General features: G+C 42.9%; 14 protein-coding genes. All 14 read left to right on the top strand.

The features are described 5' to 3' along the window. Positions 1–24: 24 nt before the first annotated feature. The 14 genes from ACJJIC_RS19815 to ACJJIC_RS19750 all read left to right on the top strand — a co-directional run bounded on the left by ACJJIC_RS19815 (position 25) and on the right by ACJJIC_RS19750 (position 16,447). Complete coding sequence (locus ACJJIC_RS19815) at positions 25–1,659, top strand: polysaccharide biosynthesis/export family protein (RefSeq protein ID WP_444908812.1); 1,635 nt, start codon at positions 25–27, stop codon at positions 1,657–1,659. 98 nt (positions 1,660–1,757) lie between these two features. After that, positions 1,758–2,696 (top strand): glucose-1-phosphate thymidylyltransferase RfbA, encoded by a 939-nt coding sequence (rfbA, locus tag ACJJIC_RS19810; RefSeq protein ID WP_445357723.1) that lies wholly within the window; start codon positions 1,758–1,760, stop codon positions 2,694–2,696. Between the two features lie 49 nt (positions 2,697–2,745). Continuing rightward, entirely contained in the window at positions 2,746–3,294 is a 549-nt protein-coding gene (gene rfbC, locus ACJJIC_RS19805; protein ID WP_445357722.1) for a dTDP-4-dehydrorhamnose 3,5-epimerase, read from the top strand. Positions 3,295–3,449: 155 nt separating this feature from the next. Then, positions 3,450–4,322 (top strand): dTDP-4-dehydrorhamnose reductase, encoded by an 873-nt coding sequence (gene rfbD, locus ACJJIC_RS19800; RefSeq protein ID WP_445357721.1) that lies wholly within the window; start codon positions 3,450–3,452, stop codon positions 4,320–4,322. 175 nt (positions 4,323–4,497) lie between these two features. Then, positions 4,498–5,622, top strand: coding sequence for a dTDP-glucose 4,6-dehydratase (gene rfbB, locus ACJJIC_RS19795; protein ID WP_444888127.1), 1,125 nt, complete (start codon positions 4,498–4,500; stop codon positions 5,620–5,622). Further along, positions 5,622–7,490 carry a glycosyltransferase family 2 protein gene (locus tag ACJJIC_RS19790; RefSeq protein WP_445357720.1) on the top strand — a complete coding sequence of 623 codons (1,869 nt, stop codon included), beginning with the start codon at positions 5,622–5,624 and terminating at the stop codon, positions 7,488–7,490. Before rfbB ends, ACJJIC_RS19790 begins: the two co-directional genes overlap by 1 nt. 76 nt (positions 7,491–7,566) lie before the next feature. After that, positions 7,567–8,733, top strand: a complete 1,167-nt coding sequence (locus ACJJIC_RS19785) for a glycosyltransferase (protein WP_445357719.1) — start codon at positions 7,567–7,569, stop codon at positions 8,731–8,733. 27 nt (positions 8,734–8,760) lie between these two features. Beyond that, entirely contained in the window at positions 8,761–9,609 is an 849-nt protein-coding gene (locus ACJJIC_RS19780; protein WP_445357718.1) for a sulfotransferase domain-containing protein, read from the top strand. Between the two features lie 15 nt (positions 9,610–9,624). After that, positions 9,625–10,509: a WcbI family polysaccharide biosynthesis putative acetyltransferase gene (locus ACJJIC_RS19775; protein ID WP_445357717.1), complete on the top strand. Its 885-nt coding sequence runs from the start codon at positions 9,625–9,627 to the stop codon at positions 10,507–10,509. Between the two features lie 7 nt (positions 10,510–10,516). Then, positions 10,517–11,656, top strand: a complete 1,140-nt coding sequence (locus tag ACJJIC_RS19770) for a polysaccharide pyruvyl transferase family protein (protein ID WP_445357716.1) — start codon at positions 10,517–10,519, stop codon at positions 11,654–11,656. 134 nt (positions 11,657–11,790) lie between these two features. Beyond that, complete coding sequence (gene galU, locus ACJJIC_RS19765; protein WP_444908821.1) at positions 11,791–12,726, top strand: UTP--glucose-1-phosphate uridylyltransferase GalU; 936 nt, start codon at positions 11,791–11,793, stop codon at positions 12,724–12,726. A gap of 17 nt (positions 12,727–12,743) precedes the next feature. Beyond that, positions 12,744–13,781 (top strand): UDP-glucose 4-epimerase GalE, encoded by a 1,038-nt coding sequence (gene galE / locus ACJJIC_RS19760; RefSeq protein WP_445357715.1) that lies wholly within the window; start codon positions 12,744–12,746, stop codon positions 13,779–13,781. Between the two features lie 515 nt (positions 13,782–14,296). Next, on the top strand, positions 14,297–15,238 hold the full coding sequence (locus ACJJIC_RS19755; RefSeq protein WP_445357714.1) for a sulfotransferase family 2 domain-containing protein: 942 nt from the start codon (positions 14,297–14,299) through the stop codon (positions 15,236–15,238). A gap of 81 nt (positions 15,239–15,319) precedes the next feature. Then, entirely contained in the window at positions 15,320–16,447 is a 1,128-nt protein-coding gene (locus ACJJIC_RS19750) for a glycosyltransferase family 2 protein (protein WP_445357713.1), read from the top strand. The last annotated feature ends 20 nt before the right edge of the window (positions 16,448–16,467 follow it).

The raw sequence follows: 16,467 nt of genomic DNA, 5'->3' as shown, positions 1-16,467 counted from the left end.
TACGCAAACTAAAAGATCGAAAAGATGATCGTGAGAAACTTAAAAACTCTAGGGGTATTACTAGGTTTACTGACTAGTATTGCTTTGCCAAATGCTCAGGCGCTGGAAACCCAGCAGTTGGATAAGAATGAATCTACAGAGATTCCAAAATCCAATGTGCCGGTCTTTGGTCAGTCCCTATTCCAAGGCGCTTTTAAGGATCAGCCCTTTAGTGGATTCAACCCAGACTATCGCATTACCGTGGGTGATCAAATCAACCTGCAGCTCTGGGGTGCCTATAGTTTCAGTGCAACCTTGGCTGTGGACCCGCAGGGTAATATTTTTGTACCCGAGGTTGGGCCTGTACATGTAGCCGGCATAAAAAATGGCGAGCTCAACGATTTTGTTCTGCGCCATGTAAAAGGCGTATTCAAGAAAAATGTACGTGCCTATGCCAATTTGGAAGCAAGTCAGCCGGTAAAAGTATTTGTAACAGGCTATGTCAAGAATCCAGGGTTGTATAACGGATATTCCTCTGACTCCATTCTTTACTACCTGGATAGTGCTGGTGGTATAGACCGCGATAGCGGTAGCTTTATAGATGTTAAAGTTGTACGTGGTGATCAGCTGCTGCAAAGAGTTAATTTATACAATTTCCTCACCGAGGGCAGCATGCCCGCATTGCAGTTGCGCAACGGTGATGCCATTGTAATTGGGGCACGTAACGGAGCAGTTTCTATAGAAGGCGCGGTGCAACTGGCCGCACAAATTGAATTTAGCGGTCCTTACACCCAGTTGGGGGAGATGTTACTGGTTACCAAGCCAGATCCTCAGGCTAATTTTGCCCGTATTACCCAAGTGATCGATGATCAGCAGCAAGCCAGTTATTTACCTCTAGAGGAAGCTCTAAATACTGCGCTTTATCCTGGAGCCAGAGTTGAGTTGGTAAGAGATAACGACATTAAATCGATATCCGTTACCGTAAGTGGTGAATTGGATGGCCCTGCCAGCTATGTGCTTCCCTACGGCGCAACGCTGGAGGATCTTTTGTCACAGCTCCAGTACCGAGGTAATGCCGATCAATCTGCGGTGCAGTTGTACCGTGAGAGCGTGGCTAAGAAGCAGCGTGCAGCGCTAGAACGCTCCCTTGATGCTCTTCAGATGGAAGTCCTTACCCGACAGCCAAACACTGAGTTAGAAAAAGGCGCTCAGTCTGAAAATGCGGCAATGATTCAGAAATTTATTGCTGAGGCACGAAAAGCACAACCCCGTGGTCAAGTGGTACTGGCTAACAATCCCAATGCTGGAACCATGTTGCTTGAAGATGGTGACAGGCTGGTGGTGCCCCTGAAGAACTCGACGGTTTCAGTGGTAGGTGAAGTGATTTTCCCCACATCACTGGTATTTAATGCGCGTCATACACTGGAAAATTATATTGAAATGGCCGGCGGTTTCTCCAATAACGCCAATCAAGATGAACTGGTGATCCTACACCTGGATGGCACTATCAGTCGGGTTAAAAAGAGGAAGTTCGATAACCGTCTGAAAGATATCTTGCGTCCAGGTGATGAAATAATGGTGATGCCAGAGGTGCGCTCCAGTGAGCTACAGGTGACTAAAGATGTCACAGAAATTCTTTATCGTATAGCAGTGGGCACGGCTGCAGTACTGTCTTTCTAAGGTGAATCGGATAACTCTTCTTCTTTATAACCTTTAGATAAAAAAGGAAGAGGAGGAGGCGAAAGTAGTGAGCAATATATAGCTCCAAGGAGAAAAAGATGATCACGAAGGGAAGTTCAACCAGAAAGGGGATTATTCTGGCTGGAGGTTCCGGTACCCGTCTGTATCCTCTTACCAGGGGAGTCAGTAAGCAGTTGATGGGGGTCTATGATAAGCCGATGATTTATTACCCGCTGACAACTCTGATGTTGGCGGGGATCCGAGACATATTGATCATTACTACTCCAGAAGAGCAATATCTTTATCAACGCTTGTTGGAAGATGGTTCTCAATGGGGAATTAATATCAGCTACGCGATACAACCGAGCCCAGATGGTCTCGCGCAAGCTTTTATTATTGGTCGTGAGCATGTGGGTAACAACAAAAGTGCTCTGGTGCTGGGAGATAACATTTTCTATACCCAGCACTTTAGTCAGATCTTGCATCGTGCAGATGATCGGGAAGAAGGCGCTACAGTCTTCGGATACCGTGTTGCCGATGCAAGAGCCTATGGCGTCGTAGAATTTGATAAGGAAGGCAAAGCCGTTAGCTTAGAAGAGAAACCGACCCGTCCAAAATCTAACTACGCAGTAACAGGCTTGTATTTTTATGATAGTCAAGTTTGCGACTTGGCCAGGGAGGTTCAACCTAGCCCGCGTGGAGAATTGGAGATTACCGATATCAACAATATCTACCTTGAGCGCGATGAACTAAATGTTGAGTTATTGGGCCGTGGCAGTGCTTGGCTGGATACTGGAACCCATGACAACCTGCTTGAGGCTGCGCATTTTGTTCAAACCTTGGAGCGGCGTCAGGGGCTGAAAATTGCCTGCCCTGAGGAAGTGGCATATCGCAAAGGTTTTATTTGTGCCGAGCAATTGGAAAAGCAGGCTCAACCACTCTTGAAGAGCGGTTATGGCGAATATTTAATGAGCTTGTTGCTAGAATCTGGAGAGACCTCTACTCTAACTCAGCATCGATTGACCGCTGTACTCTAGAACAACAACCTTTTTCCTTTGCCTTGTTAATAATCAAGAAATACACAGTATGAAAGTGATAGAAACTGCAATAACTGATGTGAAAATCCTGGAGCCAAAGGTTTTTGGTGACGAGCGTGGTTTCTTTTTCGAATCTTTTCGGCAAGATTTATTCAGCCAGGAATGTGCAGATAGAGTCTTTGTCCAGGATAACCATAGTAAGTCTACCTTGGGCATACTACGTGGTCTGCATTATCAAACCAAGCAAACACAAGGTAAGTTAGTGCGCGTTACCAAAGGTGAGGTCTTTGATGTTGCGGTCGATTTGCGTAAAAGCTCCTCAACTTTCGGCCAGTGGGTTGGTGTGACGCTTTCAGCAGAAAACAAACGTCAACTTTGGGTACCGGAAGGCTTTGCCCATGGCTTCTATGTTACTAGTGCTGAGGCAGAGTTCGTTTACAAATGTACCGATTACTACGCACCTGAGTATGAACATTCCATTCGTTGGGATGATCCTGATATGGCGATCGAATGGCCCTTGATTAATGGCCAAGCGCCCAAGCTCTCAGCGAAAGATGCTGAGGGGAAACATCTAAAAGACGCGATTGTTTTCCAGTAACGGCTCGTTGCAGACGAGACCTATACCTAAAGGTATAGCCATAAACTATCAGTGGGGCCCGGTATATAATTCTGAATGCCAGGCTTTATCGCCGCTAGTTTCCACTATTAGGGCCGGGTACCACTGGCCTAACCTAATTCAATGTGAATAAGTGAATGAGAATCCTAGTAACCGGTAAGAATGGCCAGCTGGCAAGGGAATTGCAAAAACGCAAACCAGCCGGTATTGATCTGATAGCGCTAGATCGCAACGATCTGGATATCACAGATAGTGACCAGGTTATGCAAGCTGTTAATAAGTACCAACCAGATACTCTCATCAATGCTGCTGCCTACACAGCGGTAGACAAGGCGGAATCAGAGAGAGAGCAAGCTTTCGCCACTAATGCGACAGGTCCAGAAAACTTGGCGAAAGCTTGTCGCGAAATGGGGGCTCGTTTAATACATATCTCCACAGATTTTGTATTTGACGGTCAGAGCTCCACCCCATACCAGCCCCAGGATTCGATGTGCCCACTGGGTATCTATGGAGAAAGTAAGGCTGCCGGTGAAGTTGCCGTGCAAAGTGTATTGCCACAAGCAATCATTCTACGGACTGCCTGGGTTTATAGTGCCCACGGAGCTAATTTTTCCAACACCATGCTTCGGCTTATGTGTGAACGTAATCAATTGGGTGTAGTGGCGGATCAGATAGGTACACCTACGAGCACCCAAACATTGGCTAAGACAATCTTCACATTGATGGGCAAGCCCGATTTATGCGGAATCTACCATTGTACGGATGCTGGCACCGCTAGTTGGTATGATTTTGCTGTCGCAATCTATGAAGAAGCCAAGGAGCTTGGGCTACTAGCAGAAGCGAAAAATGTAGAAATTAGGCCAATCAATACCTCAGATTACCCTACTCCCGCAGCTAGGCCGGCTTATAGTGTTCTGGATAAGTCTAAATTGGTGAATGATCTGAATCTTGAACCACAGCATTGGCGCAGGGTTTTACGCAAAGTTTTACAGGAAAAGACTGCGTCATAAAAAAAACAGATCATGCTGTCCTTTATGTTAGTAGACATCCATATGCATGAAGTGACACACGCGAGAAAGGCGCATGTACTGAATAGACACCAGAAACTACTGAAGAACTAAAAATTTAATCTTGTAAAGATACGCTTTTAGTTTTCTAAACATCCAAAAAAGAATTGTCAAAAAAATGAGTAATTTACTGGTAACCGGCGGTGCTGGTTTTATAGGCGCAAACTTTATCCACTATTGGATGAGCACTTACCCACAAGATAAGGTAGTCGTTCTAGATGCACTAACTTATGCTGGTAACAAGGCTAACTTGGAGCCGGTAGCGGAAAATGCTAATTTTTATTTTTGCCAAGGAAATATTTGCGATACGCACTTGGTAGAAACGTTGCTCAAAGAGCACAGAATTGACACATTGGTGCACTTTGCAGCGGAAAGCCATGTTGACAGGTCTATCAGTGGCCCAGACGCATTTATTGAAACCAATATTATCGGTACTCATAGCCTGCTGAAGGCCGCCAAAAAAGTCTGGCTGGATGACGGGGTTAATAAAGACAATCACCGCTTTCACCATGTTTCCACTGATGAAGTATATGGAACCCTAGGCCCTGAGGATCCCGCCTTCAGCGAAACCACACCCTATGCACCCAATAGCCCCTATTCAGCTAGTAAGGCTGCATCAGATCACTTGGTGCGTGCATATCACCATACTTATGGACTGAAGGTTACCACCAGTAATTGCTCCAATAATTACGGCCCTTACCACTTTCCAGAAAAACTGATACCACTGGTAATCACTAATATCCTGCAGGACAAACCACTACCGATTTATGGTGATGGTCAGCAGATTCGCGACTGGCTGTATGTAGAGGACCATGCACGAGGCATCGATTTAGTAATTAAAAAAGGCCACTTGGGAGAATGTTACAACATTGGTGGTATTAATGAATGGGCAAATCTCGACATCGTTAAGCTGATTTGTGAACTAATGAACTCAGAATTTGCTGAGAATCCGGAACTCACTAATAAGTACCCCAAAGCGGTATCTGCAATAGCAGGGAAAGCACAGAGTCTGGTTACCTTTGTAAAGGATAGAGCCGGACATGATCGTCGCTATGCCATAGATCCCCAGAAGTCCAATAGTGAACTTGATTATCAACCACAGGAGAGTTTTGCTAGCGGAATTCGTAAAACGCTGCAGTGGTATCTAGAGAATGACAGCTGGTGGCAGGCAGTGATGGATGGTAGCTATCGTCAGTGGATAGACCAGCAATACAGCACTGCTGAGCAAGTGGGAGATAGATAATGGGAATTAATATTAGAAGGCGTTTTAAGGCTGCCTGCAGCACAGCGGAGAAGACGTTCTCCGAACAGGTACAGGTATGGGTGGATATTTGCGGGGTTATCGCCGGGCGACACCTTTTGATCCAGGGCTGGGCATTTCACCCTGAGCACGAATCTCTGGATTTTCAACTCGAGTATATCGGCAGTGATGAAGATACTGATACGGAAAGTATCGACAAGATAAATTATAGTACCCTGCGTACCACCAGGCTGGATGTAAATAGACACTTCAATTTCGAAGGAAATAGTCGTTGGGGTTACAGCCTTTTGGTGGAGTGGCCCTATGATATTGCTATAGAAAATAGTCCCCTGCGTATGACCGTAAGGGTTGACGGTCAGACCAAAGAGGTTGAGCTAAAGCCATTCATAGAATTGAGTGGCGAAGCCTTATTTGGCCACTGCATGACTTGGCGTACTGGTGAAAAAGCCGAATTGCTTAATGCGATGTTTAAGAGCATGGGCAATGGAGTTTTTGAGATTCCAGGCTTAAAGAAACTGGAGGAAGAACAACTCAAGACCTTGGTCAACTGGCACTGGGACAGTATTTTGGCAGTACCTGGCCATGGACTATTCCTTTCTGGTTGGCTACTTGACGGTCAGCTGGATCTGGCAAGTTTAGTGTTGCGCACTACCGATGGTAGCTACAGCAAAAATTTGCTTGAGGAATCTGCTCGGTTTACCCGCACGGATGTTTTGGAAGCCTTTCCAGGCAGAGCGGAAGCTAATTATAAAGCGGGTTTCTTCACTTGGGTGCCTATGCCGCATTTGATAGAGAAAGCCCGCTTGGAGCTGCTCTTCTTCACTAAAGAGGGCCGCCTGGGAGTTGTCCCGATTCAGCAGACCAATATTCGTGGGGATATTACCCATGCAAGTCAGCAGGTGCTGGTGAACTTCAATGTCGATGGTCGTGAATACCAGAAGAACATGCGAAAATATATAGGTCCGGCGCTCTCAGCGCTTTGGACGAATAGACGCTATCTTCTCGAAGAACCCCAAGTAGAAGTAATACAGTTCGGTCAAGAAATTAAAGAGCCCAAACGCAGTGTTATAGTACCCCTCTATGGGCGCTATGATTTTCTGTTACACCAGATAGCACAATTTACAGAAGATGCTGATTTTGCCGAGACAGAGCTGATTTACGTTCTGGATGATCCCAGACTCTATGATGCATTTATACCTTTCTGCTATGACACCAGTAGATTGTTCCCTGTAAGCTTCAAGGTAATTTACGGTGGCCGTAATTTAGGTTATGCCGGGGCTAATAATCTGGGGGCGCGTCATGCCAGTGCCGATAAGTTGGTATTGCTTAACTCAGATATTATTCCAAGTAGCAGCGGCTGGATATCACGAATTGAAAAGCAAGCATCTTCATTGGAGGATGTTGGCGTAGTTGCACCGAAGTTGGTTTTTGATGATGGCACAATTCAACATATTGGGATGAGTTTCTCCAAAAGTGTGCAATTTGGTAATTTATGGCTGAATGAACATCCAGGAAAGGGAAATCCTGAATGGCTGATTGATATTGATTCTGTAATGGAATCACCTGCGGTTACGGGTGCCTGCATGTTTATCAGCAAAGCCTTGTATGATTCTGTGGGTGGCCTGGATGAAACCTATGTACTTGGAGACTTTGAGGATTCTGATCTCTGTCTGCAGTTAAGAAAAGCGGGCTATCGACACTATGTACTCACCGATGAAAAGCTCTACCATTTAGAGAGAATGTCACAAAATTTATTCGAAAACCGTGACTGGAAATTTAAAATCACACTTTACAATGCCTGGCAACATACTGAGCGCTGGGGAAGCCTGATAGAACAGCTGGTTCGTTAAGGAATTATCGATGACTGAACACAGAATACTGATTGTTTCCCACGGTCACCCCGATCACAGCAAAGGCGGTGCAGAAGTGGCTGCCTATAATTTATTTAAGGAATATGAGCGGCTGGGTTTAGATACGGTTTTTCTGGCTCGTACCGATCAGCCTTCTCATGGGGGATCCGCCTTTTCTACGATTAATTCGGATAAAGAAATTCTTTTTCATACCCATATGTCCGATTTCTTCCTATTCCAGTCCGGTTGTAAAAAGCATGTATGGCAAGAATTTCGTGCATTATTACAGCGCTATAAGCCAACGGTGATACATTTTCATCACTATATACATATGGGCTTGGAATTAATACGTGAGGTAAGAAACACACTGCCGGATGCACGTATTGTTGTAACACTGCATGAATACTTAGCCATCTGTGCTAATAACGGCCAAATGGTTAAGCCGGGCAAACAGATGAAGCTGTGCTATAAATCATCTCCAACTGACTGTGCTCGCTGTTTCCCTGAGCGCTCAGCTGCAGACTTTTTCCTCAGAGAGAAATATATAAAATCCATTTTTAATTTAGTGGATATGTTTGTCTCGCCTAGCCATTTTTTGATTGAGCGCTATAAAGCATGGGGAATCCCTGAAGAAAAAATGGTGATGATCGAAAATGGTCAACCGGAGATCGAAACGCCAGCACCTCGCCCGTTAGCAAAAGGAGAAGGGCGCGGCCGTTTTGCTTTCTTTGGTCAGATTAATCCTTTCAAAGGTGTAGATGTATTACTGGAGGCCTTTAAACTGCTGCCGGAAGATATTCGGGATAAAGTTCATCTGGATATTCACGGCGCTAATTTGCAAGGGCAAACAGAGGCGTTTCAGGAAAAAATCCATGCTTTGCTGGAAGACCTCGGTGATTTGGTTACATTGCATGGCTCTTACGAGTCCCATGAGATGAGTCGTTTAATGGAGCAGGCAGACTGGGTGATTATTCCCTCGGTGTGGTGGGAGAACTCACCAATGGTGATTCAGGAAGCCTTTAACCATGGACGCCCGTTGATCGGAAGTGATATTGGCGGAATGGTTGAAAAAATTACCGATGGCGTTAATGGCTACAATTTCCGTAGTGGAAGTAGTAACTCCCTTAAGCAGGCTATTTTGAAAGCTTGTGATGAGAGGAATAGCTGGGACTTGGTTGCTAGCGATATCCCTAAACCTTTGAGCATTAGTGAATGCTCAAATATTCATCTATCAATTTATTAATATTTAGATTGAGTAATAGGCATAATTATGATTACACCAATTATGTTGCGCAGTTTTGGAAGGTCAGGATCCACATTGTTAATGCAGGTCCTAGGTTCTTCAAATAATGTAGTTTTTGATAGGCATTATCCATTTGAAAAACGCCATTTAACTTATTTATGCAGATTGTCGGGATTGGTTGGTAAAGATACTGCTAATGATTCGGATTGGAATCCAGATTCCATTTTTAATAGAGAGCTAAATAAAGTTGGCCCTATACCATATTCTGAAGTAAGTATCTTCGATAGGGATGAGCTTTCTAAAGATTTTTTGAAAAGGCTTTGGAATGGATTTTCTACCCAAGTAAAGAAAACTAATTCAGATATAATAGATAGTAATAATCCCGTGTATTATGCGGAGAAAGTCGTCCATGATATTTGCAGTGAAGTAAACAATGTTATTGCCGCTAAAAACTTATTCTTGCTGAGAGATCCTAGAGATGAATTTCTTTCCATAAAAAGCTTTAATAAAAAGCGTGGCTTTAATGGGTTTGGATGGGAAGAGAGCGATACAGATGAAAGTTATGCGATAAGACTCTGTAAAATGAGAAAGAGCTTTATGAGACATGTAGCCAATATGGAGTGTGACGATAGACGTTACTTTATAAAGTACGAAGATTTTATGTTGTCTCCATTTGATAAGACAAATGATATCAGCGAATGGCTTGGTTTGACTCTTGATTATAATCAGGTTCTTGCTAATAGAAGCTCTGTTGATCAGCACATTACTGCACCTGAGTCAGTTATTAGATGGAAAAGTGAGATGGATTCGTCACTTTGTGAGATTTTTAATGAGCATCTAGGTGAAGAGCTAAATTCATTGGGATATGAAGTTTAAGTTTAGAAATAAGAAATGAAAAAGTTTAGCGTTTATGCAAACTGTCAGAGCGTGGCACTAGCCAAAACTTTGCTTAGTGATCAGGGCTTTAGCAGCGTATATAAGTTGGTGGAAATAAAGCCCGTTCATACTTTAGATAGTACGGATATAAATGATACCCTTAATAAAGTACGTGATCTAGATCTGTTTATTTATCAGCCTTTTGGAGGTAGGGGAGTAAAGGAGCTTTCATCTGAATCGGTTGTAACGAAGCTGCCAGAAAATTGTATCTCTCTATCTTTTCCGCCTCTTTACTTTGATGGATATTTTCCCCAGCTGGAGATGTTGCCGGGAATTCAGTCCCCACTAAATCTAGTTCATGATTTTTTCATTTTGAAATTCTACCTTGATGGTTATTCAGAGGCCTTATGCAAAGAGAGGCTGTTGAGTGAAAATTTAATCGAAGAAACGAAAGCTGTTAACTATTACGAAAGATCTATAGAGCGACTGTATAATAGAGAAAAGATTAACAGTATAGATCTTCCGGTGTCTGATTTTATAAGAACTAATTCGCGGTCCTATAAACTATTTAATCAATTCAACCACCCGAGAAAACCAGTCTTTGAGTTTTTGAAGAATAATATTCTGGATAGAGTTGGTGTGCGACCTTATTCTTCAGATTTAGATTGGGAAGGGCCTGGATATCTGGATGGAATTAGGTGCCCATCGCTTTCTTGCATGCGCAATAGTTTGAGCTTTGACTTTGAAGATGATGAAGTATATTTTGCTCAAGGAAAAATTCTGGGGCTTGATGAAGTGATTAGAGGTTTTTATCAATCTTATGATGATGTTGATAGAGCCATACTTAAAAATGCAATTTTAGACAAAAAATCTGAAGTGGTTTCTCTTTTAGAGAATTAATAATTTTATGAATGTAGCAATATTCTCTCCCAATTTTGGGAGTATATCAGAGCCCTGGATATTATCTGCCCAAGAGATAATGAAGAAAACTGGAAATAATACAGGCAATTTAGCATATTGGTACTCTGTGCCCAGAATGTTTGATGCTAAATTCCATATTATTCAGGGAATGGCACATGCAATAGCATTGAAAGGTAAGGTTGACCTTTTTGTTTTTCCGGCTTCCAATCAGCTAAATCCAAATTCGGATATGGGGGCGATTGCTGATATCGTGGAAGAGCTAGATGTACCATGTTTAGTAATTGGTTTGGGTGCACAGTCAGATAATGAAGCGACATTCCCAGAATTAAAAAATGGTACATTAAGATTTTTGCAATCTGTGGCGAAACGTTCTCCTGCAATACTTTGCAGAGGTGAATATACTAAGCGCTTGCTAAATAACCTTGGCATTTTCAATGTTGTTGTTGGTGGTTGTTCAACAGTTTTTATAAATGGGAATAAAAAATTAGGTGTGAGGCTTGAGGAAAAGTTTAATAGGCCAATAAGTAGATTGAATATTGCTTCCGGGCAAGTAAATCCTGCAGTGCAACAGGTTGAAAGAGATCTACTGAATCTTTTAGAAGGCATCGGTTGTGGTAGCTATACGATACAGCACCCACCAATTCTCTTTAAAGCGCTAATGAATGAAAATTTAGATGCTAGTGAAGCAACACTGACTGAAAATTTGGCACAAAGATTTCTTGGTGCAAAGGATGGGACTGCACTTATTAATTTCCTTCGGAAATTTTCAGTATTTCATGGTGATATCGACTCGTGGCTTACAAGTCTTTCTTTGCACAGCCACTCAGTTGGCACTCGGATACATGGAAACATTCTTGCCCTACAGGCTGAAACTCCAGCTGTATGTATAACAACTGATACGAGGACTCGTGAGCTTTGTAATGTATTGAAAGTTCCATCCGTTGAAAGCCTAACTTTTTCTGATATATATAATACTAAGGAGAAGATGTTGAGCATTTTTTCTGAATTTAATTTTTCAGGTAAAGAGTTTGATGATAATAGATTAAGGCTTGCTAATATTTATTGGGATGTTTTTAAAAGCCTTGATGTTAAAGTTTCCAAAAACTTTAAAGGCTTTATAAGTTAAGAAGCCTTCATTTAAAGGTTCTAATTTAATTTAATTTAATGGTAATCATTATAAATTTATGATTCGACTTTTTGTCTGCTGTTTACAGGCTGTTGATTTTTTTACCTTAAAGCTATGACTCTATTGAGGCTTAAATGAAAGCAATTTTACCCGTTGCTGGCTTGGGAACTCGTATGCTGCCAGCAACAAAGGCTATTCCCAAAGAAATGCTGCCTATCGTTGATAAACCGCTTATTCAATATGTGGTCAATGAAGCGGTGGCTGCCGGTATCAAGCATATCGTACTGGTTACTCATTCCAGTAAGAACTCTATCGAAAATCACTTTGATACCAGTTTTGAGTTGGAAGCGACCCTAGAGGCTAGGGTCAAGCGTCAGCTGCTTGACGAGGTGCGGTCCATCTGTCCGAAAGACGTCACTATCATGCACGTACGGCAGGGTGAGGCGAAAGGCCTGGGTCATGCAATTCTATGCGCCCAACCATTGGTGGGTGATGAGGACTTTGCAGTATTACTGCCGGATGTGATTATCGATGATGCTGCCTCAGATCTTAGCCGTGATAATTTAGCGCAAATGTTATCTCGGTTCGATCAAACCGGTGTCAGCCAGGTGATGGTGGAGCCGGTGCCGCAAGAGGAGGTACATCAATACGGTGTGGCGGATTGCCAGGGGGCCGCATTGTCTCCAAATACCTCGCAGCCAATGACGGCTATTGTGGAGAAGCCTCCTATGGCAGAGGCGCCGTCGAATATGGCGGTGGTTGGACGTTATGTACTTTCTCGCAAGCTGTGGCCACTCCTTGAACAAACGTTACCAGGTGCTGGTAATGAAATTCAGCTCACAGATGCAATCGCCGATTTGATGACCAAAGAAAGCGTTGAAGCCTATCGCATGGTGGGCAAGAGCCATGATTGCGGCTCTAAGCTAGGGTACTTGATGGCAAATGTTGAGTATGGTTTGCGCCATCCCGATTTAGCTAAGAGTTACAGAGCTTATCTAAATACGTTGATTTTATCTGAGAATAAGATTTCCGAAACTCAGAATCATATTTCACAGGATGCTGTTGCATGATGGAGGTTGAGTGAGCAATGGGTAGAAGCGTATTGGTTACCGGGGGAGCTGGGTACATAGGCAGCCATACCTTGGTGGCACTGCAAGAGGCTGGTTTTGAGGTGGTAGTCATCGACTCACTCTGCAATAGCTCCGAAATAGCGCTACAGCGTGTACAGATGATCACCGGTACACCAGTGCGTTTCTACCATGGTGATATTAGAGATCGCGCGCTGTTAGAGCGGATTTTTACTGAGAATACAATCCATGCTGTGATCCACTTTGCTGGATTGAAGGCTGTAGGTGAATCTTCGCAAAAGCCGATTGACTACTACCAGAGTAATGTTACTGGAAGCCTTGTATTGCTGGAGGCAATGCAGGCGTATGGAGTTAAGCAGCTGGTATTCAGCTCATCGGCGACTGTCTACGGTCGTGAGGCTCCTGTGCCTTATGTGGAAACCTTGCAAGCTGGTAACACCAGTAACCCATATGGAACTAGTAAATGGATGGTGGAGCAGGTTTTAAAGGATGCGGCCCTCGCCAACCCAGAGCTTTCTGTAGCACTCCTACGATACTTTAATCCCGTTGGCGCGCACCCCTCAGGTCTAATCGGAGAAGATCCCCAGGGTATACCTAACAATTTGTTACCGTACATCGCTCAGGTTGCAGTGGGTAAACGCAAAGAGTTATCGATATTTGGTGATGACTACCCCACACCGGATGGTACCTGCCTGAGGGATTACTTACATGTGATGGATTTAGCGGAGGGGCATGTTTGCGCCCTGGAGTGGCTTGAAGGTAAAACTGGTACTATAGCCTTCAACCTTGGAACAGGAAAGGGTACATCTGTTCTAGATATAGTGCGGGCTTTTGAACAGGCCTCAGGTGTATCCATCCCCTATAGCGTGGCGCCTCGGAGAGCAGGTGATTTAACAGCTTTTTGGGCTGATGCCTCCAAGGCGAAGCAGGATCTGGGCTGGGTGGCAAGATTGGGGCTAGAACAAATGATGGTTGATACATGGCACTGGCAGACAAACAATCCCCATGGCTACGGCATTGACACCAATGAAAGATAAACAAAGTAATAGAGTGAAAGCTTGTTCTACTAACCAGGTATGTACTAAATCCAGTAAAATCGTTGTGTAGTTATTGAATATAACAATATGGTTTACTGGACGCGCCTTCACACAGAAGTATATTGGGCTGACCCAGATGGATGGGTTAAACTTGAGCAGGGCTCCCCTTCTAGTTACATAATTGTCATAAGTCCTACTACTAAAGCCTTGAGAGTGAGGATTTGTAACATCTATATACTTCTGACGGGCACGGCTGATACAAAGTTGAAAGGTAAAGATTTTCAAAAGTCAACCCAGGCAAGGCCTGGGCTCTTTTTTTAGTACAAAATGCCATTTCTTTAAGGTGGATGGGTAGTCGAAATTAACCCTAAGCAAGTAGGATACTTGCAATATTTTGCATAAAACGTATCCAGCCTCGCGTATAGAGAAAGGATTGGTTTTATCATCATATAGATTTATGTGTGTTTGCTGATGGAATAGGTGATCTAAGTGTTTATTAATAGTGGTATGTTGTTTTGAAACCTATTGTTTTTGTACATATCCCCAAAACAGCGGGCACCAGTTTTCGTCAAGGGCTAGATTCTTTTTTCGGCAAGAAGAAAATATGCCTAGATTATGGGGTGAATTCAGCGATAACGAGCAGTATTGTTAAAAGCTGGGTCGAAAGCGAGAGGGATGGGTGGCACTTTGCAAATACCTTTAATAGGCAGGGATATCAATTATTAACGGGGCATTTCCATTCAGCAAAATACGCTAATATTTTTGGTGTCGGTAGAATGATCACTTTCTTGCGTGATCCGGTACAAAGAATCGTCTCTGAATATAATCATCTAATAAAAAATAGTGATCACGAGGAGAGCTTTCAGAGTTTCTATCGTCGCTCAGAAAATATTAATAGACAACTTCGTCTCGTAGGGCGTAAAACATGGACTGAGTTTGGTTTTATTGGTTTCGTAGAGTCTTATAAGGAATCTCTACGCTTGCTCAATAGAAAGTTTAACATTGATATTCCTTATCTACATAAAAATATCAATAAGGATAAGGCTGTGGAATCATGCATGTTACCCATAGGAGAAATAGAAGAGTTAAAAAGCCTCAATGCCGAAGAGATAGAGTTTTATAATCGTGCTAGATTTCAGTTTGATTGGCGTCTTCGTCTTACTAATGCCAAAGTAGGTTATGTTTCTGGTTCTGTAACTAATTTTGAAGCTGGTAAGCTAAAAGGTTGGGCTATTGCAGAGAATTTACATGAAGCAGTATTAATTCAAGCAAGGATGGGAGGTAACGTGATTGCTGAATGTAAAGCCAATGAATACCGCCCCTACTTTAAGGCTCAGGAACAGGGGCGAGGCGGCTTTGTTGGTTTCTCTCTAGAAATAGACAGAAACATAAACATAAATACTATAGAGTGTATCGTGGCAGCTACCGGGCAGCCATTATTATATAATGTTAGCTAAAGGTTAGAACTAGCCCGGGCTTTTGGGGCTATATAGAATGTCTACTTATTTAGGGTTTACGATTAGTTTTTGGAAGTGCATGTGAAGTTTGGAATTGCCGCAATTTTTAAAAATGAATATGACTATATTCTTGAGTGGATCGTATACCATCAACTAATTGGTGTAGATGCTTTTTATATCGCTGATAATATCAGTGATGATGGCTCTTCTCAGCTGTTAGAGGCGCTAGATAGCCTGGGAGTGATAAATAGAGTGCACTTCCCCAGAACTGGCGACTGTGGGCCACAGATGCCTGCATATAATTATATTTTAAACCACTTCGCTACTGAAGTTGATTTACTGTGTTTTATCGACGCCGATGAATTTCTTGTTAGTGAAAATAATTGCGAATTAAAAAGTATTTTATCTGATTTCCATAAGCTGGAAGATGCGGGTGCACTTGCATTAAATTGGCGAAATTTCGGTTCATCAGGTTATAAGTTTAAAGAAGAGGGCCTGGTAATAGAGCGATTCACTCGTGCCTCTATACAAGACCATGATTTCAATCGGCATATTAAGACTATCCTGAAGCCTAATATGGTGGATAGAATGCATGTCCATGAGTGCATTTTAAAATCAGGTCTCTATTATACCGGAGATCTTAGACCCGCTGTATTTGAAAGTGGTGAGCCATGTGAGCCCAGAACTAATAAGGTTTCATATAGTGGAATTAGAATTAATCACTATGTAGTTAAGTCCCGTCATGAACATATTATGAAGAAAGAGCATAAGGGCTCCGGAGCAGGTAGTGCGGGTAGAAAGAAAGGGGAAGCCTATTTTAAAGCACATGACTTAAACGATGTAGTTGACGAAGCACTTCTCAGTTATGTGACTGATGTAAAAAAAGGTATTGCAGAGCTTAGGGAGCGTATTGCTACAGAGACACCATTTCTCTGTTACGGGAAAGCTTTTGTTGATGTAAAGCCAGAGTTGATTACCGGTTGGGCTGTTACTGAATATGATGGCCCTATAAAGATTCGTTTATTGATCAATGGCGTGGAACACCTTGTAGAGGTAAATCGAAGTCGTCCAGATGTTGTTCGTAAAGGGCTTTCTAAAAAATTGCAATGTGGCTTTAGTTTTAAAACCGCTAAAATTATATCTTCAGAAGATAAGATTGAAGCATACATCTATGGAACAAATGTAGAAGCAAAAGTTAACTTTCATTGAGTCTTTTGGGAAGAATTGAT

The sequence above is a fragment of the Microbulbifer mixtoriginis (SeqCode) genome (assembly GCF_052468275.1).
This window is presented reverse-complemented; position numbering and strand designations above follow the sequence as displayed.